The organism is Halalkalibacter akibai JCM 9157 (genome assembly GCF_000513135.1).
GTDB classification, from domain to species: Bacteria; Bacillota; Bacilli; order Bacillales; family Bacillaceae_D; genus Halalkalibacter; species Halalkalibacter akibai.
This window is the reverse complement of record NZ_BAUV01000024.1, coordinates 1-20,530: the sequence shown is the minus strand read 5'-3', so window position 1 is coordinate 20,530 and position 20,530 is coordinate 1. Positions and strand designations below refer to the sequence as shown.

General features: G+C 36.7%; 23 protein-coding genes and 1 riboswitch. Of the genes, 6 read left to right on the top strand and 17 right to left on the bottom strand.

Annotated elements, in window-relative coordinates; all coding sequences use genetic code 11:
• Positions 1-10 precede the first annotated feature (10 nt).
• Together JCM9157_RS13500 and JCM9157_RS13495 are read right to left on the bottom strand one after the other, a co-directional pair.
• Positions 11-442 (bottom strand): YhcN/YlaJ family sporulation lipoprotein, encoded by a 432-nt coding sequence (locus JCM9157_RS13500; protein WP_035665425.1) that lies wholly within the window; start codon positions 440-442, stop codon positions 11-13.
• 72 nt (positions 443-514) lie between these two features.
• On the bottom strand, positions 515-718 hold the full coding sequence (locus tag JCM9157_RS13495) for a DUF1657 domain-containing protein (RefSeq protein WP_035665423.1): 204 nt from the start codon (positions 716-718) through the stop codon (positions 515-517).
• A 162-nt stretch (positions 719-880) separates the two neighbouring features.
• On the opposite strand from JCM9157_RS13495, the gene JCM9157_RS13490 reads away from it, so the two are divergent.
• Genes JCM9157_RS13490 through JCM9157_RS13480 form a run of 3 tightly spaced genes read left to right on the top strand, consistent with a single transcriptional unit; the run spans position 881 to position 3,661 of the window.
• On the top strand, positions 881-1,393 hold the full coding sequence (locus JCM9157_RS13490) for a hypothetical protein (protein ID WP_035665421.1): 513 nt from the start codon (positions 881-883) through the stop codon (positions 1,391-1,393).
• Positions 1,394-1,447: 54 nt separating this feature from the next.
• Complete coding sequence (locus tag JCM9157_RS13485; RefSeq protein WP_035665418.1) at positions 1,448-2,128, top strand: DUF421 domain-containing protein; 681 nt, start codon at positions 1,448-1,450, stop codon at positions 2,126-2,128.
• Positions 2,129-2,149: 21 nt separating this feature from the next.
• On the top strand, positions 2,150-3,661 hold the full coding sequence (locus tag JCM9157_RS13480; protein ID WP_035665417.1) for an alkaline phosphatase family protein: 1,512 nt from the start codon (positions 2,150-2,152) through the stop codon (positions 3,659-3,661).
• A gap of 123 nt (positions 3,662-3,784) precedes the next feature.
• On the opposite strand, the gene JCM9157_RS13475 is transcribed toward JCM9157_RS13480, so the two are convergent.
• From JCM9157_RS13475 to JCM9157_RS13465, 3 genes are all read right to left on the bottom strand, one after another.
• Complete coding sequence (locus tag JCM9157_RS13475; protein ID WP_035665415.1) at positions 3,785-4,690, bottom strand: superoxide dismutase; 906 nt, start codon at positions 4,688-4,690, stop codon at positions 3,785-3,787.
• A 130-nt stretch (positions 4,691-4,820) separates the two neighbouring features.
• Positions 4,821-5,408 carry an SMC-Scp complex subunit ScpB gene (gene scpB / locus JCM9157_RS13470; protein ID WP_035665412.1) on the bottom strand — a complete coding sequence of 196 codons (588 nt, stop codon included), beginning with the start codon at positions 5,406-5,408 and terminating at the stop codon, positions 4,821-4,823.
• Positions 5,377-6,165 carry a segregation/condensation protein A gene (locus tag JCM9157_RS13465; protein ID WP_035665411.1) on the bottom strand — a complete coding sequence of 263 codons (789 nt, stop codon included), beginning with the start codon at positions 6,163-6,165 and terminating at the stop codon, positions 5,377-5,379. Before JCM9157_RS13465 ends, scpB begins: the two co-directional genes overlap by 32 nt.
• Before the next feature lie 113 nt (positions 6,166-6,278).
• On the opposite strand from JCM9157_RS13465, the gene JCM9157_RS13460 reads away from it, so the two are divergent.
• A complete protein-coding gene (locus tag JCM9157_RS13460; RefSeq protein WP_035665409.1) occupies positions 6,279-6,809 on the top strand; it encodes a DUF309 domain-containing protein in 531 nt (176 codons plus the stop codon).
• Between the two features lie 26 nt (positions 6,810-6,835).
• Here JCM9157_RS13460 and JCM9157_RS13455 read toward each other — a convergent pair whose 3' ends face one another.
• The 8 genes from JCM9157_RS13455 to JCM9157_RS13420 form a co-directional block, all read right to left on the bottom strand.
• On the bottom strand, positions 6,836-7,189 hold the full coding sequence (locus JCM9157_RS13455) for a GNAT family N-acetyltransferase (RefSeq protein WP_035665407.1): 354 nt from the start codon (positions 7,187-7,189) through the stop codon (positions 6,836-6,838).
• A 298-nt stretch (positions 7,190-7,487) separates the two neighbouring features.
• Positions 7,488-7,958 carry a 6,7-dimethyl-8-ribityllumazine synthase gene (gene ribH / locus JCM9157_RS13450; RefSeq protein WP_035665405.1) on the bottom strand — a complete coding sequence of 157 codons (471 nt, stop codon included), beginning with the start codon at positions 7,956-7,958 and terminating at the stop codon, positions 7,488-7,490.
• 98 nt (positions 7,959-8,056) lie between these two features.
• Positions 8,057-9,277: a bifunctional 3,4-dihydroxy-2-butanone-4-phosphate synthase/GTP cyclohydrolase II gene (locus JCM9157_RS13445; protein WP_052013146.1), complete on the bottom strand. Its 1,221-nt coding sequence runs from the start codon at positions 9,275-9,277 to the stop codon at positions 8,057-8,059.
• 21 nt (positions 9,278-9,298) lie between these two features.
• Positions 9,299-9,955 (bottom strand): riboflavin synthase, encoded by a 657-nt coding sequence (gene ribE, locus JCM9157_RS13440; protein WP_035665403.1) that lies wholly within the window; start codon positions 9,953-9,955, stop codon positions 9,299-9,301.
• Entirely contained in the window at positions 9,956-11,041 is a 1,086-nt protein-coding gene (ribD, locus tag JCM9157_RS13435) for a bifunctional diaminohydroxyphosphoribosylaminopyrimidine deaminase/5-amino-6-(5-phosphoribosylamino)uracil reductase RibD (RefSeq protein ID WP_035665401.1), read from the bottom strand.
• A gap of 209 nt (positions 11,042-11,250) precedes the next feature.
• Positions 11,251-11,397, bottom strand: a riboswitch (FMN riboswitch).
• 166 nt (positions 11,398-11,563) lie between these two features.
• Entirely contained in the window at positions 11,564-12,580 is a 1,017-nt protein-coding gene (ltaE, locus tag JCM9157_RS13430) for a low-specificity L-threonine aldolase (RefSeq protein ID WP_035665399.1), read from the bottom strand.
• A 102-nt stretch (positions 12,581-12,682) separates the two neighbouring features.
• Positions 12,683-13,501, bottom strand: a complete 819-nt coding sequence (locus JCM9157_RS13425; protein WP_052013145.1) for a mechanosensitive ion channel domain-containing protein — start codon at positions 13,499-13,501, stop codon at positions 12,683-12,685.
• Positions 13,502-13,579: 78 nt separating this feature from the next.
• Positions 13,580-13,993 carry an ATP-binding protein gene (locus tag JCM9157_RS13420; protein ID WP_035665396.1) on the bottom strand — a complete coding sequence of 138 codons (414 nt, stop codon included), beginning with the start codon at positions 13,991-13,993 and terminating at the stop codon, positions 13,580-13,582.
• A 459-nt stretch (positions 13,994-14,452) separates the two neighbouring features.
• On the opposite strand from JCM9157_RS13420, the gene JCM9157_RS23475 reads away from it, so the two are divergent.
• Both JCM9157_RS23475 and JCM9157_RS13410 read left to right on the top strand, forming a co-directional pair.
• A complete protein-coding gene (locus JCM9157_RS23475) occupies positions 14,453-14,659 on the top strand; it encodes a hypothetical protein (protein WP_052013144.1) in 207 nt (68 codons plus the stop codon).
• A 94-nt stretch (positions 14,660-14,753) separates the two neighbouring features.
• A complete protein-coding gene (locus JCM9157_RS13410; protein ID WP_035665394.1) occupies positions 14,754-17,963 on the top strand; it encodes a DEAD/DEAH box helicase in 3,210 nt (1,069 codons plus the stop codon).
• A 69-nt stretch (positions 17,964-18,032) separates the two neighbouring features.
• Here JCM9157_RS13410 and JCM9157_RS13405 read toward each other — a convergent pair whose 3' ends face one another.
• The 4 genes from JCM9157_RS13405 to JCM9157_RS13390 form a co-directional block, all read right to left on the bottom strand.
• Positions 18,033-18,503 (bottom strand): SMI1/KNR4 family protein, encoded by a 471-nt coding sequence (locus tag JCM9157_RS13405; RefSeq protein ID WP_035665393.1) that lies wholly within the window; start codon positions 18,501-18,503, stop codon positions 18,033-18,035.
• A 109-nt stretch (positions 18,504-18,612) separates the two neighbouring features.
• Positions 18,613-19,227, bottom strand: coding sequence for a hypothetical protein (locus JCM9157_RS13400; RefSeq protein WP_035665392.1), 615 nt, complete (start codon positions 19,225-19,227; stop codon positions 18,613-18,615).
• 309 nt (positions 19,228-19,536) lie between these two features.
• A complete protein-coding gene (locus JCM9157_RS13395) occupies positions 19,537-20,178 on the bottom strand; it encodes an SIMPL domain-containing protein (RefSeq protein WP_158318625.1) in 642 nt (213 codons plus the stop codon).
• Between the two features lie 78 nt (positions 20,179-20,256).
• Complete coding sequence (locus JCM9157_RS13390; RefSeq protein WP_035665388.1) at positions 20,257-20,442, bottom strand: cysteine-rich CWC family protein; 186 nt, start codon at positions 20,440-20,442, stop codon at positions 20,257-20,259.
• Between the last annotated feature and the right edge of the window lie 88 nt (positions 20,443-20,530).

Below are 20,530 nucleotides of genomic sequence, written 5' to 3'. Positions count from 1 at the left end.
TTCACCCTCCTTAACCTCTCATCATTTCATCTAAGTGTTTTAGTTTTTGTTTCAAACGCTGTTCACTGATTGTTTTTTCTTTTAACTCCTTTTCAAGTTTCTCTAGTTCCATAAAAATTTTCTGATCGGTCGAGACATGAACAGTTGCATCAGGATAGCGTTTTTTAACAGATTGATGTCCAGTTTTCCGAATTTCTTTTAAACGAAAACGGTCAAAGTGCTTCACCCTCGGCGCTAAATAAATTTCATTTTCATAAGATACTCCTTTTATCTCCGTAACTTCCTCCATAGAGAGAACAATTTTTTTTGCTTCATCTGCTGATTCTTGGTCGATTACGGCATTTGTTGAAAGTTCAAGTGGTCTAATGTCTTGTTGAGGCTCAAGCATCTGACAACCGGTTAAGACGGCTAAAACTATAAATCCTTTTATAAGACCTTTCATCAAATTCTCTCCTTTTTTAAGATATGTAGGGTAGACATGAACCTTTTGAATGGTTCATGTCAATTTTATTTTTTATTGCCTGTACTGCGGCTCTTCCGCTTCAATTTGCTGTAAGCGCGGAGTTAATCCGTCTACAACTCCTTGTGTTTGTTGCGCCATCTGTTGAAACAGTTGTTTCGCTTGTTGATTTTCCGTTTCCAAAGCAAATGTTTCTAAGCTAGCCTGAGCACTTTTTAATCCCGCTATTGTCTGTTTCATTTTCGCAGCTACTGTCATCTGCTACCTCCTTGAAATTTTAAAAGAGAATAAAGTTGTAAAACAAATTCTTACGTTATAGGTTGAAATCATAACGAGTAAACTATTAGCTGTAAATTTTGTAAATTGAAAGAGGCTCTGTGCTAAACTAATGATATTACTATGAAACAGAGGTGTATTTTTTTGCTGATCTTAGATTTACTCTTATTGTTTTTCATTTTAATCGTTCTTATCCTCGTCCTTCGCAACCAACGTACTCTAAATAAGAATGTAGATTCATTAAGACAACTTCAGACATCTTTAATGGAACCCACCCAGTATTATCAACATAAATTACTTGAAGAAAAAAAAGCCCATATCCTTATTCTTGCTTTTCAAATTCGAGACGCGATAGCAAAGCAACAGTATTCGATCCACGCCAATGCAATTGAAAACATGCCTCTTAAACATTCTTTGTCTGATCTAGAATTAGCAAGTGTGTTTTCTCCTAGTCAGGCATTATTAATGAAAAAGTATTGGGCTCTAGCCGACCAATATATCGAGACTTATTGGTTAACACATGAAGGAAAAATTAAAACGATTTTCAAAGGTCGGGCAGATGACCCTCAAACTGAGTTAGGACAAATGCACCACGCCTCTAAAAACATTTCCAAACAATTAGATATTTGGTTAGCTGAATTAAATTCAAACTCATAAACTCAGAACGTTTCGTTCAAACTAAATTAGAGTCTCAAAAAGAGGGGTAGTAGTGTGAATACAAATTTCCTGTCATTAACGTTGGAGCTGTTTGTCGGTTTTTTTGCCCTTCTTGTCATGACAAAAGTACTCGGAAAAAACCAAATTACTCAACTAACTCCTTTTGATTTTATTTCAGCTCTAGTTTTAGGAGAACTTGTTGGGAATGCAATCTATGATAAAGATATTGGCCTACACTATGTCCTTTATGCAGTCGTGGTATGGGGGGCTTTAATTTATGTAATTGAAATGATTACACAGAAGTTTCGTCAGTCTAGACCTTGGTTGGAAGGAACTCCTGCGTTAATTATTGCGAATGGAAAGATTAACTATGACGAATTAAGAAAAAACAAGTTGGATCTTGATCAGCTATTACACCTTCTCCGAGATAGAGGTGTTTTTTCAATAAGAGAGGTTGAATACGGTGTGCTTGAAACCAATGGGGCAGTTAATGTTTTGCGAAAGCACAAGTACGACATTCCAATAAATTATGAGCTGAATATTCCGTTCAGACAAACGGCTCTTCCCGTATTGTTAATTCTTGATGGTGAAGTAGTTGATGAAGGGCTTCTTACAATACAACGAGAAAACACATGGTTAAAAGAAGAATTATTTAAAAGAGGCATTTCTGGACCGAAAGAGGTTTTATATGCCGAATGGTTAGAAGGTGAAGGATTAGAAATTCAGACGTACTAGTATGATAGGATGGTGATAAAAATGAGGAACATCATTATTTGTATTCTGATTAGCGGTCTACTGATTGGATGTGGAAATAAGAGTCCTGAAGGAGCATCTTTAGTACAGTCGACAGAAGCAGATCCTGTAAACGACAAAAACGTAATAGTCGTTATTATTGATTCTATGACGCAACCAGTTGTGGAAGAAAGTCTAAAACGAGGTGCCCTTCCCGCTCTGTCTTTTCTAATGGAGAATGGCTTTGTTCATCACGATTTAATAGCGCCGTTTCCTTCCATGTCAGTTCCGATTGAAACAACTTTGATAACAGGAGTCTCTCCTATGGAGCACCGCATCCCAGGGTTAGTCTGGTACGACCAACAAGCAGAGACCCTTGTTGATTATGGCTCTACCTTATCAAAGTATTGGAAGCTCGGTATGAATGATACATTAATGAATTCGCTTGTGCATTTAAACTCAAGTCATATCTCGCCTAAAGTGGAGACTATTTACGAAACATTAAATGACAAAGGATATTCCACAGGGGCTATAAACATGATCGTATACCGTGGAGATACAAATCACGACTTAAATTTGCCAGGCTACATTAAAACTCTTTTACATTTACCTAATCAATTAAAGACCAAAGGTCCTGATTTATTAGCTTTCGGTTCAGCAGTACAACCAAAAATCGTTCAAGGGGCCACGCTAAAAGATAGTCTTTATCATCGCTTTGGTTTAAATGATTCTTATTCGGCTTCCGTTACAGAAAAGTTGATTAAAGAAAAACAACAACCTGATTTTCTAATGGTTTTCTTCCCAAATTACGACAAAGACGCCCACCATCATGGTCCTGTTAGTCCAAATCATTTTGCAAAAACAGACTTACATTTGCAAACCATTCTTAATTCATACGATAGTTGGGAACAAGCATTAGAAGAAAATATTTTTGTCGTGCTAGGTGACCACGGACAAGATCTCCTAAAAGAATCAAAAGAAGAAGTTGCGATTGAGCTTGAACCTTTACTTGATCCATTTGTTGTTACTCCGCTTTTAGATGAGCCAACTAGTGGTGATATTGTTATTGCCAATAATCATAGGTCTGCATATTTATATCCAACTACTAATGCGGTTACTTATGAAGATATCACTGAAAAGCTTATGCAAGATGAAAGAATTGATCATATTGGATGGCTTGAAGGAGATGAACTTATATTATTCAAGAATGGTTTACATGATGAGCCCTTACGTGTAAAGAAAAACGGTCAGTTCAGGGACATGTACGATCAAACATGGACTATTAACGGCGATGAAAAAGTAGCAGACATTACATTAAAGGATGAATTAATTATGTACGGTGACTATCCTGATATTTTTCATCAGATGTTTGGTGCTTTAGGGAGTCATGACCCAACAATGGTTATAACAGCTAAACCTGGTCACACCCTTAAAACAGAAGGAGCACCTGTGCATCAGGCGGCGGTGAACACGGTGGTTTGCATAAAAATGATACAATGGCTTCTATCGTTATCGCAGGAACCGATCAACCATTAACCGATCGTAGAATGGAATCTTTAAAAGAATATTTCATTGATTTACTTGAACAATAACCGCTACATTTCAGCGAGTTTACAAAAGGACGCCTCAAAGGAAATTAACCTCTTGAGGCGTTCTTCATTATTTATATGTTTTCCACCTTAATTCTCTTGCTTCTTTATAACGCTTCTCTACTTCCGGCCAGTTTACCACATTCCACCAATTCTCAATATAAGGTTTTCTTTCGTTTTTATATTGTAAGTAGTAAGCATGCTCCCACACATCAAGAACGAGCAAAGGAATAATGTCTTGCTGGCTTAAATTTTGGTGCTTTTCTGCTTGAAGAATTTCAAGGCGGTGAGTACGAGGAGACCACACTAATAATGCCCAACCAACAGCTTCTACATTTTCAGCTGCTTTTGAAAAATGTTCTTTCATTTTATTAAAACTTCCAAAATCTTTATTAATTTGAGTGGCTAATTCTCCTTTTGGCTGTCCCCCGCCACGCGGACTCATAATATGCCAGAAAATCGTGTGTAAAAAGTGACCGGCTCCATTAAAAGCAGCTTCTCTTTCCCAGTGTTTAATAAGATCATAATCACTATTTTTTCTAGCTTTTTGCATCTCTTTTTCAGCTTTATTTAGGCCATCTACATAGCTCTGGTGATGCTTACTATGGTGAAGTCTCATGATTTCCTCAGCAATATAAGGTTCTAATGCATTATAAGCGTAAGGAAGTGGTGGTAATTTATGCCCTCCAATTGGGACTGGATCAATAGGCTCCTTCCTTCCTTCAGCACGAACTTCTTCTAATTGACACCACTTCTCATATACTTCATTCGCTAATAGACCTAATTCATCTTCACGATTCTTTTTAGATCCCTCTAAAGAATCTTCTCCTAATTCGTTTTCTAGCTTTGTTAATGATTCAATAAAAGATCGCGTCTTCTCTACACCAGCTCTACGCTCAATTTCAGAACCATATTCATTCCATACTTTTTTAACATTTCTAGCCCATTGTAAAATTGCATTTTGCTGTTCACTCATTTAAATTCCTCCTCATCTCACTTGACAGTAACGCTTTATCCTATGCAAGATGAATGTCTACATTTACAAGGAAATCTAAATAGAAATAAAAAAGCTACGACTGAGCTTCCACTCATTCGCAACTTTTTTGTTAATCTAAATCTAACTGTTCTTCGAAGTTCTTAAAAAATAAATCCGCCTCATCTTCGATTGAATCTTCGTCAATACCATCAGGTAATGGCGGCAGTTCTTTCAGATTTTTCAAACCAAAGTGATCTAGGAAGAACTTTGTCGTCCCATACAAAATGGGCCTACCCGGTCCTGGAGCTCGTCCTGTTTCTTTTATTAAAAGTTTAACAGCTAAAGATTGAATAGAGCGATCTGATTTCACGCCTCTTATTTCATCAATTTCCATTCGTGTGATAGGCTGACGGTACGCAATGATTGCTAACGTTTCAAGGGCTGCTTGAGATAAGCTTGAGTTCAATGGAGAAGTAGCTAACTTCTTGAAATAAGGTGCATGCTCGGGTCTTGTAGTAAATCTAAAGGCACCTGCAACTTCCACAATTTGCAATCCGCGTTTTTGTTCCGTAAATAATAATTGAAGTGAGTAAACAACTTCTGCGATGGTTTCAGGTTCCATTTCTAGTACATTAGCCATTTCAGCAATAGTCATTCCTTCATCTCCAACCACAAATAACAATCCCTCAATCGTTGCTTGAAGTTCTTGAATTGTCACTGTGGGCCCCCTCCTCTGTTCGGTATATCATGATGTCTGAGAAATTCGTTGTCTGTTCACAACGTATCGTTTTCGTTTTCATTAGTTCGAGAATCGCTAAAAAGCTGACGACAATATGCCAACGATTTTGATCTGGAAAAAGGTCTGTAAACTTGCAGTGCCCGTTTAAATTTTCAAGTTCTAATACAATTTCCTGCATTCGATCTTCAATCGAGTACTCCTGACTTTTTACCGTTGTCATACGTGGCGCCTTTAATTCTTTTCTTTTGAGTAACCTTTGATAAGCACTTAACATATCAAATAATGAGACGCCTTGAATAGCAAGATCTCGTCTGTCTTCATCAGATATGTACGGATCTAGATCAAAAGGAGGCCTAGTATGAACGAGACTACGCTCTTGTTCCTTTTCTTTTAACTCTGTCGCCGCTTCTTTATATTTTCGGTATTCGACTAATTTAAAAATGAGTTCATCGCGCGGATCTTCTTCCTCAACGTGCCAATCATCATCAAAAAGCTCCTCCTCTTGCTTTGGGAGAAGCATTTTACTTTTAATTGCTAAAAGCGTTGCAGCCATTACTAAATATTCACTTGCTACATCAAGTTCTAACTCTTGCATAGCATGAATGTATTCCAAATATTGATCGGTAATTACCGCTACTGGAATATCATAAATATCTACTTCAGCTTCGTTAATCAAATGTAAAAGAAGATCTAGCGGTCCCTCAAATAAATCAATTTTTACACTATAGGGATTCATTGTTACCACCACTAGCTTTTTAAATTTCCACAGATGAAATTATAACATAATTTGAAACAAGCAACATGATTGAATTATGATAGAATAAAGAAAGCACAAAAAGGAGTTATGCCATGTATCCTACAGCTTACATAGACTATTTGATCCATTTTCATATAGAACGTGACTATTTTGAATGTCATGAAGTATTAGAAGAACACTGGAAGAAAGAAGAATTAAATCAACGCCATCATTATTGGGTAACATTCATTCAAATCGCAGTAGGATTATACCATCATAGAAGAAATAATAGAGCTGGAGCTACACGCATGTATTATAAAGCCCTAAAGGGTATTTCCCTCTATGCGACAGCAATAGAGAATCTAGGAGTTAACGTTTCAGAGTTATCTCAACAATTAAACAAACAAATTAAATTAACATTAACTCCAGGATCAAAATTTGAGGATATCAACCTTCCGTTACACGATCATAATTTAATTAAAGAATGCCAAAATAGATGTAAGCAACTAGGTTTGAATTGGGCTTACATTTCTTCCTCAACTGTAAGTCAAAACATCATTCATAAACATAAATTAAGAAATCGACAAGAAGTCATTGCCGAGCGCGATAAGCAACTTCATTTACGAAAACAAAAAAGGCAGTGAGGTTAACTCAACTGCCTTAGATGTATCTAGCTACTTTTTTCTTCCTCTGAACATGCAATCATAAAGTTTCTTGTAGCAGACGTAGGTGATAGTTCACAAGGAAGTATCCTTCTTAATTCGTTAAGCATAGCCCTACCAATACCTTCATGTCGGAATGATGGATTAACACAGACATGTTCAAGGTAGGCTCTATCCTCTTTAATAAAAATCCCTATTACTCCTACAAAGTCTTCCTTCTTCCATAAATAAAGTTTCCAATTAGGATCACTGTCGTAACGTTCTATCGTTTTTAACAGCTTTTTTACATCCTTCTCTTCTGGCATAAAAGAAAGTAATCCCATTGCTATTTTTTGATTCGTTGTTTTATAAGGTACAAGCATATTAACCCTCTCACGTTTCTAACCCCACAATGGGTTGTTTTCGTATGCGCTTTCACCAATTTTATTCTACCATAATTCGCTAGATTTAGTTCCTTTTTTTTTACAATTTCTTTTTTTATATGATATTTTATGCACTTATCGAAAAAATGTTTATATCCAATTATTCTAATTGATTATGGTGGTTTTTATACGTAAAGGCGAAGGGTTTATGAAAATATAATTTGAACTGTCCCATGCTTTAGATTAAAAATTAATAAAAAAGGATAGATCTTTTAAGATCTATCCTTTAGCTTTAAATTTACTTTTCAAAGCTTCTACCTAGATTAGCCATCTCAATCGCAGCAGTAGCAGCATCCCATCCTTTATTACCTGCTTTTGTACCTGCACGTTCAACAGCTTGTTCAATCGTATCTGTTGTTAGAACCCCAAAAATAACAGGTTTTCCTGAAGATAGAGTTAACGACGCAACCCCTTTTGCTACTTCACTACAAACAAAATCAAAATGAGGAGTTGCACCACGAATTACTGTTCCTAATGTAATGACAGCATCATATTTTCCAGTGTCTAACATTTTCTTTGCAGCAAAAGGAATTTCAAATGCACCTGGTACCCAGGCTACATCGATATCTGCTTCATTGACACCATGACGTTTAAGAGCATCTTCAGCTCCCCCAAGTAATTTACTTGTAATAAATTCGTTAAATCGCCCTACTACAATCCCTACTTTTAATCCTGTTGCTACTAAATGTCCTTCATAAACATGTCCCATTTTTCATTTCCTCCCTGGTTTTAAATTATATTATTTATGTACGAAGCTGCTAATTCAGAATTTGTGTTCGGCAGCTTCGTTTTTTCTTTTACTTTTGTTTATCTAAAATGAAGCATATGCCCTAACTTTTCAGACTTTGTCTTCAAATAACGCTCATTGTCTTTATTGTGGGGCAGTTGGAGTGGCACTCGTTCAATGACTTCGAGTTCATAGCCTTTTAACCCCGTTATTTTACGTGGATTATTTGTTAATAATCTCATTTCTTTAACGCCTAATTCTCTTAGAATTTGAGCACCAATTCCATAATCACGTAAGTCAGCTGGGAACCCTAACTTTTCATTTGCTTCTACTGTATCATAACCTTCTTCTTGTAGCTTATATGCACGCAATTTATTCATAAGGCCAATGCCTCGACCTTCCTGACGCATATAAAGCAAGATCCCTTTACCTTCTTGTTCAATTTGGGCTAAAGCAGCATGAAGTTGAGGCCCACAATCACAACGATGCGATCCAAATACGTCTCCAGTTAAACATTCAGAGTGCACACGAACCAAAGTCGGTTCACCTTCAACAATGTCACCTTTAATTAAAGCTACACTTTCCTTACCATCAATAATATCTGAGAAGCCAACTGCACGAAAATCACCAAAGTCAGTTGGTAGTTGAATCTCAACTTCACGCTTGACTAATTTATCTTTACGATGACGATATTTAATTAGATCTTTAATCGTAATTAGCTTTAGCTCAAGATCATCTGCTATTTTTCTCAGTTCTGGTACTCTTGCCATCGTACCATCTTCATTCATAATCTCACAAATAACTCCAGCAGGCTTAGCTCCAGATAAGCGCGCCAAATCAATCGCTGCTTCTGTGTGTCCTGCCCGGCGTAATACCCCACCGTTTTTAGCTATAAGTGGAAAAATGTGACCTGGACGCTTAAAATGATGTTTCTTCGATTCATCATCAATTAAAGCCCGAACGGTATCTGAACGTTCCTTAGCTGAAATTCCTGTTGAATTCGTGTAATGATCAACACTCACAGTAAAAGCTGTCCCATGCGGATCGGTATTATGATCAACCATCGGATAAAGATCTAGTTCTTTCGCTCGATCTTCTGTTATCGGAGCGCAAACAAGTCCTCTTCCGTGTGTAACCATAAAGTTAATAACCTCAGGAGTTGTTTTTTCCGCAATCGCAACGAAATCTCCTTCATTTTCACGGTCCTCGTCATCACAAACAATCACACAACGACCTTGCATTAATTCGTAGATCGCTTCTTCAATTGGATCAAATTTAACTGCTTCATTTTGTTGGGTCATTTCATTCACTTCCAATCCTTTTTACTTAAAGCCGTGCTCTGCAAGAAAGTTTTCTGTTAAGGATGATTTTGTTTTTTTATTAGAATCAAAACGTCTTGAGATGAACTGTTCAATATATTTACCAACCATATCACATTCAATATTTACAATGTCACCGACACCTTTTGATCCAATAATGGTTTCTTCCATTGTGTGGGGAATAATCGAAATCGTGAAACTTTCCTCATCAACTGCAAATATCGTTAAACTCGTGCCATCTACAGCAACGGAGCCCTTTTCTATCATGTAGTGCCTTAAATCTGCCGATACCCCTATACGGTAATAGATTGCATTATGTTCTGGCTTTTTCATTAAAATGGTGCCTGTTCCATCTACATGGCCTGAGACAAAATGTCCACCAAATCTTCCTTTAGCACTCATTGCCCGTTCAAGATTCACTCTAGAGCCTCTCCCTAACCCTTGCAAACTAGTTGCTCTTACTGTTTCGGGCATTACATCTACTGTGAAAGATGAAGATGAATAGGAAGTTACCGTTAAACAGACTCCATTTACAGCAATACTATCGCCAAGATGTACATCTTCTAAAATACGATGTGCGACAATTTTCAAAATCATGGATTCACCACTGGAACGCATTTCCTCAATATGACCAATTTCTTCAATAATTCCGGTAAACATTTACTCACTTCCTTTCACAATGGAAACAACTTTAATGTCATTACCTATTGTTGTTACTTCTTTAATTTCTAATTCAATTGCTTCATCGACTTCTGAAAATCCGTCTCCACCAATCGCAGTCGGAGCTGTTTTTCCTCCAAATAATTTAGGAGCAAAATAAGTAATCACTTGATTAACAGCTCTTGCTTTTAAAAAACTTCCATTTACTTCTGCTCCACCTTCAACAAATAATGATGTTACACCCTTTGCCCCGAGAATATGCAACATCGTTTCAATCTCGTCATCAGGTAAAAGAATGACTTCTACATTATGTTGTTCTAATTCCACTCGTCGCTCTTGCGAAGCTTCTGCTGACGCCATAATCCATGTTGGAGCCTCCTGATCTTGTATCAATTTACAATCAATTGGTGTTCGCAATTTACGATCTAACACAACCCGAATAGGATTTTTCCCACCATTCGGTAGTCTGGTCGTTAAAGACGGATTATCAGCGAGAACTGTTCCGACACCAACTAAAATGGCATCATGAATATGACGTAAACGATGGACATCCTCTCGCGCCAACGGACCAGTAATCCATTTACTCTTTCCAGCAACAGTTGCCGTTTTACCGTCGAGAGTTGTAGCAGACTTCAAGGTCACATAAGGTTTTTTCGTTTGAATATAATGAAAAAAAACTTGATTTAACTCATCTGCTTGTTGTTTTTGAATCCCCACTATCACTTCAATGCCAGCATTTTTAAGCTTTTCTATCCCGCGCCCGGCTACTTCTGGGTTAGGATCTGTCGTTGCAACCACTACTCTTTTTAACTTTTTCTCAATAATTAGATCAGCGCAAGGTGGCGTCTTACCGTAATGACTGCAAGGTTCTAGTGTCACGTAAATCGTGCCACCTTCCGCTTTGTCACCGGCCATTTTAAGAGCTTGAACTTCAGCATGACCTTCCCCTGCTTTTAAATGTGCACCAACGCCAACGATCGCACCATCTTTGACCACTACCGAACCAACCATCGGATTAGGCGATGTCTGGCCTCGAGTATTCTCTGCTAATTCCAAAGCCAGTTTCATATAATCAAAATCATTCATAGAAGATCCCTCACACAAGTTTTGCCGTTAAAAAGCATCAAAAAAGTCCTGAGTATTATCAACTCAGGACTGGAAATATAAAAGGGTTACGAAATAGACGCACAATTACAGAAAATTGCCGTTCATCGACGTACTTAAAAAAGGATAGACTACTCCCTTAATATTAAAAGTCATTTTTAAAATTAAACAAATGACCTATGTACACCGTTTCGTTCCTTCTCCCATCCAGACTTTCACTGTCGGTCCCGGAATTACACCAGGTCCACCGCCTCCAAAATACAGAGTCGGGTCACGGACTAAGAAGCTAAAGCTTCATCACCGCCGGTCGGGAGTTTCACCCAGCCCCGAAGAAACTATATTAAGTTTTAAAGAAATGTTCTTTCATCTCTACAATAATTAGCAGAATGTACCTTAATTAATCGAATCTTATCATTTAATTTTTATTTAATCAAGAAATTTAAATCCTTGTTAAGTTTTAATATAAAATGGCTAGGATAATTCAAACGAATTATCTTGAATCATTTAAATCTTCGCCATTGCAACGATTGCCTTTTCCAACTGTTCTTTTGTCAAATCAAAGTGTGTGGTTAACCGAACAACAGATGGACCAAACGCTACTGCCAACACACCTTTTTCTTTTAGCTTCTCTAAATATGTAGTTGAAGACATTCGAGTGTCGGAGATATCAACTAATATAATATTGGTATCTACAGCATTGACAACTTTTAGTTTAGGTATATTCATCATTTCATTGGAAAGATACTGTGCGTGTTCATGATCAATAGCTAGACGATCAACCATTTCCGTTAATGCAATAATACCAGGGGCTGCTAAAACTCCTGCTTGTCTCAATCCACCGCCTAATCTCTTTCTCCATTTTCTAGCTTTCATGATAAATTCATGACTACCAGCAATGATGGAACCTACAGGTGCTCCTAAACCTTTTGATAAACAGATTTGCACCGTCGACGTATATTTAGTGAATTCTTTCACCGAAACGTTCAACGCAACTGCAGCATTAAATAATCGTGCTCCATCAAGGTGTAATGGAATGTTTGTTTCATTAGCGATTTGATAAATCTCTCTCATATTCTCAACCGGAACAATTGCTCCACCTGCACGATTATGCGTATTTTCCAAACAGATTAAACCAGTCTCGGGTTCGTGAATATCTTCTCCTCGTAAAGCGGCTTGAACCTCTCTTGGATCCATTGCCCCCTTAAAACTTGGAAGCGTACGTGTTTGAACGCCCGCAAAAGCTGATATAGCTCCTCCTTCGTAATAGAAAATGTGTGAGTCTTTCTCAAGTATTACTTCATTTCCTCTTACACAATGAGTTAAAACTGCAATTTGATTACCTTGTGTTCCGGACGTTACAAACAATGCCGCTTCTTTTCCTAAAGTTTCTGCAGCTAACTCCTCTAATTGAATAACGGTTGGATCTTCTTTATATACATCGTCCCCTAGTGGTGCTGTTAACATCGCCTCTCTCATCTTAGAGGTCGGTTTCGTTACGGTGTCACTTCTTAAATCAATCATTTTTAAATTCCTCCTCATTTCCCCTTAAAACATTTATACATCCAAACAGACCTGTCTACCAATCATTTCATAAAACTTCAAAGACTTTTATACCAAGAGTAATTACTTTAGGTGAACGGAATCGTTTCCTTTAACGTAAAGAAGTATTTCACTCCAAATTCGATCTTCTATTACCTTAGACTGTCTAGGATCCATTAAATACCTCATTGTAAGTATAATAACACCATCTTTTACTGCCATGTACACTTTTGGATTTAGATTTTGATCATGGATTCTATATTTTTTTGAGGCTTCACGTACTTTATCCGTTGCTTCGGCTGCTATATGATAAACATGCTTATTTAGTATAATCTCAAATCGCTCTTTTGCTACTTCCCACTCACTCTCTACAGTAAGTCGTACCTCGATCTCACCCCATATATACCCAAACCCTTTGTTTGCATTAGAGATCGGATGTAAAAAAATATAATTATTAGGAATATGAACAACCTTTCCCGTGCTGATCTCCATAATGACAAAATGAAATATCTTTTGATCAATCACATCACCAACACGATCATTTACCATAATCCGGTCTCCCACTTCAAATGTCTTTTGAATAACTATGATTATTAATGCTGCTAGATTGGTAAAAATCTCTCTAAGAGCGATAGCGATTCCAGCTGAAATAAAACCAACATAAATAGTTAGATCTAAACGTGATTCCGACCACAGTATGACAAAAATCACGATTATAATGACAGAATGTAAATAATATAATCTTTTCCGAGTCATGTAATATAAATTATTATCTTTGATTGTTTTAAATAATAGTCTATTTATAATTCTTATAAGTTTAATGTATATTAGTAAAATAATTAAACTTAAAAATGATTTATAGATGATTGGATTATCATTAAAATATAAGATAACTTCTTGCATCGTACCCTCCGGACCTAGAGACTTTATATATTAGGAAGCCCCGTTTAAATTAATTGTTAACTTAATAATCAAGATTAGTTAAGACATTTCGCCTAAATTAAAAAACAATGTGACTTTTCGTCCTTTATCACTATATGTAAGCTTATCCGCACATCTTTTCATAATAGCTATTCCTCTACCGCGAAGGCTCGTTAAATGATTAAGGAAATACTGATCTGGGTCTGTTACAGCTAATAATTTTTCTTCGTAGTCAAAACCGACTCCATTGTGGCTAATTGTCACAACTAAATGTTTTTTATCTAAGAATATATTTACTTTAATAACAATACCGTTACTTTGATTCATTCCATGTTCAAAAGCATTATTAATTGCTTCAAGTAAAGAGAACAAAATTAAATTCATATCGTTTGTGTGAAGCAAAAGGAATTGTTCAATTTTCGGTAGGTGCTGTTCAAACTCTTCAAACGTTGTAATTTTTAATGCTAAAGACATGATACACCTCTTTTAAACTTTTATGTGAAGGTTGCTTTCGCTACACTATGAGCGAGAAGCATATTCCAGAGCAACATTAAATAGTAAAGCATACACATTCATACTTAAAACCTAATTATGATAAGTAAAATAAGGTTATTCCACTAGGTGGCGTTTGACATGAATGTGATTGAAAAGTTATACCCTTTAATTTCTTATAAAAAGTCTTTTTCTTATCTTGGTTATACCTAAAATAGTAGCTTTGATAACAAAGCTACTTATTAAACAGAAGCTGTTAGAACATACAGCTTCTACTTTAAGCTGGTTGCCGATTATTTTTCTTAGCTACACTATTATTGCTATGTTTGCATCTCAAGACTTAATCTTACTTCAACACTTGGATTTGCTATTATCTTTGCTTGTTCCCATTTCTTTATTTTCATTATTAATTATATCGTTAGCCAAAAAATGGGGAGAACCATGCGTTTCTCATACAAAGAGAGAGCAAGCTTAACCTTGACTACACTAGCTAGAAATTCTCCTCTTGCCCTAGCCGTTGCTATGATTGCTTTTCCTGAGCAACCAATAATAGCATTAACCTTAGTAATCGGTCCACTGTTGAAATTACCTATTTTAGCTCTTGTCTCACAACTAATATTATTACAATTTAAAAGAAACGTTAATTAATATACTAATCAGCCATCATTGAGAACTAACGGTGTCGTTCCCTCATTCTGACAGATCATGTTATGATATATAAAAAGTTTAAGGAGGATCCAACATGCCCTACCCGTGGCTAACGGCTGCTTTCATTTTGTCTGTTGCTACTAATCAAGCAACCTTTAATAGAGGAATTAACTATCACCGTCTAGGAAAAATCTCAGACTTAAATCGAACAGGTGGTACAAGAGTAGATACCTACCGCGCTGTTGTTGACGGTTCGACACTTTATGATTGTGAAGTTAAAATCTATGACATAGAAGATATTTCATATTCATGTGATTGTGAAGCAGCACTATCTTACACTGGTGCTTGTAAGCATATTATAGCCTTGCTTTATGAAATAAAAGAGCAGGGAACTATAATAGCTGATATCGAATCAACATCAGCTTCTACTAGTATTATGTTAGAAAGATTCCGTGGTTATTCGACCAAGCTTCCAGTTACTTCTACTAAGCCCAGAGAACAGTTACTCGTCGAATATGAACTATTGTTCACAACTTCCTATGGCAATGATGTTATTTCTAAAGTGGAATTAAAATTAAAGGTTGGATCAAAACGAATGTATGTTGTAAGAGATCTAGAGGAATTCATTCAAGCGACTATTTCTCAAGAATCTTATATTTTTACTCCGAATTTCAGTTATGATCCATCCATTCACTTTTTCTCCGAGTCGGATTTAGCCGTTTTCAGGCAGATTTATACGCATTTAGAAATACAAGCAACCGAGCGACAACCTTATTCCTTTCGTTCGAACCAAAAACGCCTTTTAGAAATTCCAGCTATTAGTCTTCAACCTTTATTAGACAAGTTGACAGATACGTCCTTCAATTATTCTCTTGAAGGAAACATCCAAACAGATGTGAGAGTTAAACCACTAGCCGAACAACGGTTATTGTCCTTTTCAATGAAAGAATCAATAGAGCTAGAGAATCATATTGAATTACAGTGCTCAAACAAGCTAGATTTTTATTTTGCTGAAGAAGAGTTTCAAGTTCTAGTATGCGAAAATAACATCTATCGACTAAATGAGGAACAAGCAAAACAACTACAAATCATCGGGGAACTTCCAGAAAACGGTAATGTCATTGATAAAATCCCCAAAGAAGAGCTAGAAGCCTTTTGCTCATATGTCCTTCCTGCTTTACAATCCATTGGTCAAGTGGAAATGACTGATGTGTTGCAAGAAACCATCGAGACCAAGCCACTTAGAGCTAAGTTTTTCCTTGATATAGACCAAGGTATTCTAACTGGTCGAGTTGCTTTTGAATATGGCGAGCATACTAGAAATCCCTTTGCTGAAGATATAAAACAATCTCTAGATAAAATTATTACTAGAGATGTTAGAAGAGAAGAAGTTATTTTAGATTATCTCAGTCGAACCGATTTTGACACTAAACAAGGACAGCTCACCCTTACTTCTTGGGAGAAGATTATTCCGTTTTTATTTGAGGAATTGCCTTTATTGCAATCATATCTTGATGTTTATACATCGTCAGCTGTAAAAAAAGTAATTGCTACCCCAACTTCAACACCAAGCGTTCATTTAGATGTTAATCAAGAAACGAACTGGCTTGATCTTTCTTTTTCAATCGAAGGAATTCCTGAAGAAGACATTATGAATGTACTCTCAGCTCTTCAAGCAAATATCAAGTATTACAAGTTATCTTCAGGTGCCTACTTGCAATTAAATCATGACCGTTTTGACCCGATGAAACAAGTACTTAAATCGGTTTCATCCTCTAAACAGCCTTTAACTAAAGAAATGTCTGTTCCCTTACACAAAGCTTTTGAAATCGACCGTGAAAAAGGCTACACACGTGTATCTAAGAAGCTTCACCAACTTCTTGCTGATATCCAATCCCCTGAATTTAGTGATTGGGATCTCCCTCAAGGCTTGAAAGCTCAACTTAGGGATTACCAAATAAATGGTTATTGTTGGTTACGGACTCTTGCTCAAGTAGGATTAGGTGGTATATTAGCAGATGATATGGGACTTGGTAAAACCGTGCAAACCATTGCCTTCTTACAAGCCGAAAGAGAAAATAGATCTTCCTTTAAAGCGCTGATCATCGCCCCTGCAAGTTTAATTTATAATTGGGAAAAGGAAATCAGTAAATTTGCTCCGAACCTGAACGTAATAGTCGTTGCTGGAACAAAACAAATGCGGAAAGATCTACTTGATCGTTATAACGAAGCCGATATTTTTATTACTTCTTACCCTTTGATTCAACGTGATAGCGATATATATGAGCCTCATCTGTTTCATAGTCTCATTTTAGATGAAGCACAAGCAATTAAAAATGAAACGACGAAAACAACAAAAGCTGTCCGATCTATTCAAGCAAATAGTTGTTTTGCTTTAAGTGGTACACCCGTTGAGAATCACCAAGATGAATTATATTCAATTTTTCACAGTCTGCTTCCAGGTATGCTTGGGACAAAGAAACAGTTCAAAGATCTTGAGAATGAACAAATTGCAAAGAAAGTCAGACCATTTATTCTTCGAAGACTAAAAAAAGAAGTTCTAACTGAATTGCCTGACAAAATGGAAATGGTTCAATATACTGATCTGAGTCCTGATCAGAAGAAAATGTATGTTGCCCAAGTTAAACAACTAACGCATGATGTGAATGAAGCAATCACAACTAACCAATTCCAACAAAAACGAATTGAAATATTAGCTGGCTTAACACGTCTGCGGCAAATCTGTTGTCATCCGAACCTAGTTAATCAAGACATGCCCTATCAGTCTGGTAAAATGGAGCGCCTTCAGGAATATGTTGAAGAAGGGTTACAGTCCGGACAACGGATGGTCATATTCTCCCAGTTTACATCGATGCTTCACATCATAAAAAAATCTTTTGATGAAAACCAGTGGGAGTATCACTATTTAGATGGCCAAACCCCTGCCAAAAACCGTGTAGAAATGGCTGAAAGGTTTAATCAAGGAGAAAAATCTCTGTTCTTAATCTCCCTAAAAGCTGGAGGCACTGGTTTAAATTTAATTGGTGGAGACACAGTCATCCTGTATGATACATGGTGGAATCCCGCGATTGAAGAACAAGCAGCTGACCGCGTCTATCGCTATGGTCAAACGAAAAATGTTCAAGTCGTTAAACTGATTGCAAATGGAACGATCGAAGAGAAAATTCTAGACCTTCATGAGCGTAAGAAAGCACTAGTTGACGCGATTATACAACCTGGGGAAGAAACGTTACAGTCATTAAGTGCTGATGACATTAGAGATTTATTGTCATATACAACGTAAGAGTTTGTTAAATAACCCCACTCATGATGAGTGGGGTTAACAGTATCAAAAAGCCAATAAACTACATATTTATCCTTCTTTTCTAAACAATCGAGCTGTAAATTCACTAAACGTTAATGCTAACGGATACTCTTCCCATAAACCACTTTCTGACTCATCTTCCGAAATATAAACGACAGAAGGATCTTTACTCTTACGATAGTCAAGTGCTAACCAAGAATGAAGATCACCTGTTAAAAGAACAAGCCCTTCTGGGAGACCGCATTCCTCTATAAAAACAGGAGTCAAGCCAATCCCATGATCAAGGTCTACCTCATAAAAATACGGAATTATGGCTGCTTCACCATCTTCAAATAAAACATAACGATGCTTCAACTCACCACCATTTTGTGCTTTCATTAAAGTTACATAGGATGCAGGCAATTGGCGACCTAGATGCTCCTCAACCTTTATGAGCTTCTCATTTGTTAATGGTTCACCTGGTTTATATTGAGTTGACTTCTTCCAAAAGCCGGTTTGTTTATAAAATTCCATTGACATTTTATTTCCCCCATTGAACCCTTTCTAGCAAGAGTATTTGAACTTTTTATAGAATAACATTTAAATGGAGAGAAAAGTATTATAAGTTGCTATTATGTATTAACACCAATTATTCATTATTAGAACCGGATAAATACGCATATAGTTGATTTTGCTGTCCTTCCGAACCAAAAGCAATTGTCACATTCCAAATGCGATCTACTTTTTCCTCATTTATATGAGCATCTAAATCATGGAAAATACGGTGAAGATAGCGAATGGCCATCTCATCCCCAGTTTGACTGGAAATGGAGAGAAATTCGGTTGCATGCAACATATCTTCAAGAATTAAAGATTCGGCAAAACCTTCTTCCATTAACCACTTAACATCTTCTTCTAACTTCATCCAATTTCGATCATGTTGTAGCTCAGTAGAATTTACACTTTCCGCATTTCCCCACCCTGCTAATTCGTTTAAAAAATCATGTTGCTTGGCAATTATATTTTTCACAGCTGTTTCTTGACCTGGTTGATAGGCTACCGGCTCTGCCAACTGTTCTGAAGCATCAACTTTGGTAATAACAGCTTCCTCATTTTCCTCCAACTGTTCCGTTTCCTCTTTAATCTCTGTTTGAAGAACCTCAGCGTCTACTACAGTTTCTCCTTTTGAACGATCCGTAGTTATGTAATACATACAAATACTTACCACAATAACTCCCAGTATACTAATAAGTATTTTATTCATATCAGCAACCCCTATCATATCAGTCTATGAAAAGACTACTATGATTAAACCTTCGATTCAAGTACATGACAAAACTAGAAGTAATTCGTTATTTCTAGTCAATTCTCAAGCAGTCATTTCGATATGATCCGCTAAAAAAATCTTTATTAGCATATTCACAAAGGTAGTCAATGGCCCTATATGTTGCGCATATACTACCGTTAATTTAAACTCGTCACTATATTTGGTCATAAAAATACACCCCAGAAGTTAGATTCTAACTCTAACTTTTGGGGTGCAAATCATTTTTTCAGTCGCCTTTTAGCATTATTAATAATAACTAAAAATTGCTTCAACTGATACTTGAAAAGTTAATTGACCAGGCTGGATCGGAGTTGTTTGAGCAGAAAGAACCGCTGGATATCTATCTGGAAATGATTCATTCGTTAGTTCCTTTACTTCGATTGGCATAGGATGAAGAGTACCTTGAATTGCTTCTACTAAAGCTAAAGCTTTTTCTTTAGCTTGATTCACAGCTTCTTGTAAAGCGATTAAATACAACGCCTGGCGTTCTTGCACCATAAAGTCAATTGAAGTTAATGAGTTAACCCCTCTCAAAACAGCTGCATCGACAATCGTGCCCACTAATCCAACTTGAGAAAGAGTGACTTGAATAAGATGAACGACTCGGTATCCCCGAAAAACTTGCTCACCTTCTATATAATCGTACTCAGGGTCTATACGGTAGACGACGGTTTGGATTTGATCTTCTTGAACACCAAGCTCTTGAATTTCAGAAATAACAGTGGTCATAGTTTCAGCATTTTCAGCTTGTGCAACTGTTACCTCTACATTTTGCGTAATCACACCCATCCTAATCTGTACTTGATCAGGTGTAGCCATTAGTGTAGATTCACCAACCACTTTTACTGTTTGATTTTTCCTTTGTTGAACGTTCTGTCGGTGATTCATTTCATCCCAACCTCTCATTCAAGTCATATTCCATACATAGCTAAATATATTGTCTTTTTCAAGTTAAAGACCAACGATTTACAAGTTCCCTTTTTTTGTAAAAAATAATACACATTGCTCACAAACACATGCTAGACCCCGCTTGTTTTCTGGAATTAATGTAAAAATATTTTTAGGGAATGATTGATTAAAACACCAACAAGACTGCCCTTTACTTTTCATTTCACACTTATTCTTTTTGTTGCAAATTGGACATAGCTCCATCTCTGTTCCCCCTAATCAAAAATCGAGTAGGAGGGGGTGACTAACCCCCGACCTCTCACACCACCGTACATACGGTTCCGTATACGGC

Coding starts and splice junctions, on each gene's coding strand:
- JCM9157_RS23475 (WP_052013144.1), top strand. CDS start 14,453: ATGCGTTTCTCATACAAAGAGAGAGCAAGCTTAACCTTGACTACACTA.
- JCM9157_RS13445 (WP_052013146.1), bottom strand. CDS start 9,277: ATGACCCAACAAAATGAAGCAGTTAAATTTGATCCAATTGAAGAAGCG.
- ribD (WP_035665401.1), bottom strand. CDS start 11,041: ATGAATGATTTTGATTATATGAAACTGGCTTTGGAATTAGCAGAGAAT.
- ribE (WP_035665403.1), bottom strand. CDS start 9,955: ATGTTTACCGGAATTATTGAAGAAATTGGTCATATTGAGGAAATGCGT.
- JCM9157_RS13495 (WP_035665423.1), bottom strand. CDS start 718: ATGACAGTAGCTGCGAAAATGAAACAGACAATAGCGGGATTAAAAAGT.
- JCM9157_RS13465 (WP_035665411.1), bottom strand. CDS start 6,165: ATGAATCCCTATAGTGTAAAAATTGATTTATTTGAGGGACCGCTAGAT.
- JCM9157_RS13475 (WP_035665415.1), bottom strand. CDS start 4,690: ATGAGTGAACAGCAAAATGCAATTTTACAATGGGCTAGAAATGTTAAA.
- JCM9157_RS13480 (WP_035665417.1), top strand. CDS start 2,150: ATGAGGAACATCATTATTTGTATTCTGATTAGCGGTCTACTGATTGGA.
- JCM9157_RS13410 (WP_035665394.1), top strand. CDS start 14,754: ATGCCCTACCCGTGGCTAACGGCTGCTTTCATTTTGTCTGTTGCTACT.
- JCM9157_RS13425 (WP_052013145.1), bottom strand. CDS start 13,501: ATGCAAGAAGTTATCTTATATTTTAATGATAATCCAATCATCTATAAA.
- JCM9157_RS13500 (WP_035665425.1), bottom strand. CDS start 442: ATGAAAGGTCTTATAAAAGGATTTATAGTTTTAGCCGTCTTAACCGGT.
- JCM9157_RS13405 (WP_035665393.1), bottom strand. CDS start 18,503: ATGTCAATGGAATTTTATAAACAAACCGGCTTTTGGAAGAAGTCAACT.
- ribH (WP_035665405.1), bottom strand. CDS start 7,958: ATGGGACATGTTTATGAAGGACATTTAGTAGCAACAGGATTAAAAGTA.
- ltaE (WP_035665399.1), bottom strand. CDS start 12,580: ATGATTGATTTAAGAAGTGACACCGTAACGAAACCGACCTCTAAGATG.
- JCM9157_RS13400 (WP_035665392.1), bottom strand. CDS start 19,227: ATGAATAAAATACTTATTAGTATACTGGGAGTTATTGTGGTAAGTATT.
- JCM9157_RS13455 (WP_035665407.1), bottom strand. CDS start 7,189: ATGCTTGTACCTTATAAAACAACGAATCAAAAAATAGCAATGGGATTA.
- JCM9157_RS13390 (WP_035665388.1), bottom strand. CDS start 20,442: ATGGAGCTATGTCCAATTTGCAACAAAAAGAATAAGTGTGAAATGAAA.
- JCM9157_RS13460 (WP_035665409.1), top strand. CDS start 6,279: ATGTATCCTACAGCTTACATAGACTATTTGATCCATTTTCATATAGAA.
- JCM9157_RS13395 (WP_158318625.1), bottom strand. CDS start 20,178: ATGAATCACCGACAGAACGTTCAACAAAGGAAAAATCAAACAGTAAAA.
- JCM9157_RS13420 (WP_035665396.1), bottom strand. CDS start 13,993: ATGTCTTTAGCATTAAAAATTACAACGTTTGAAGAGTTTGAACAGCAC.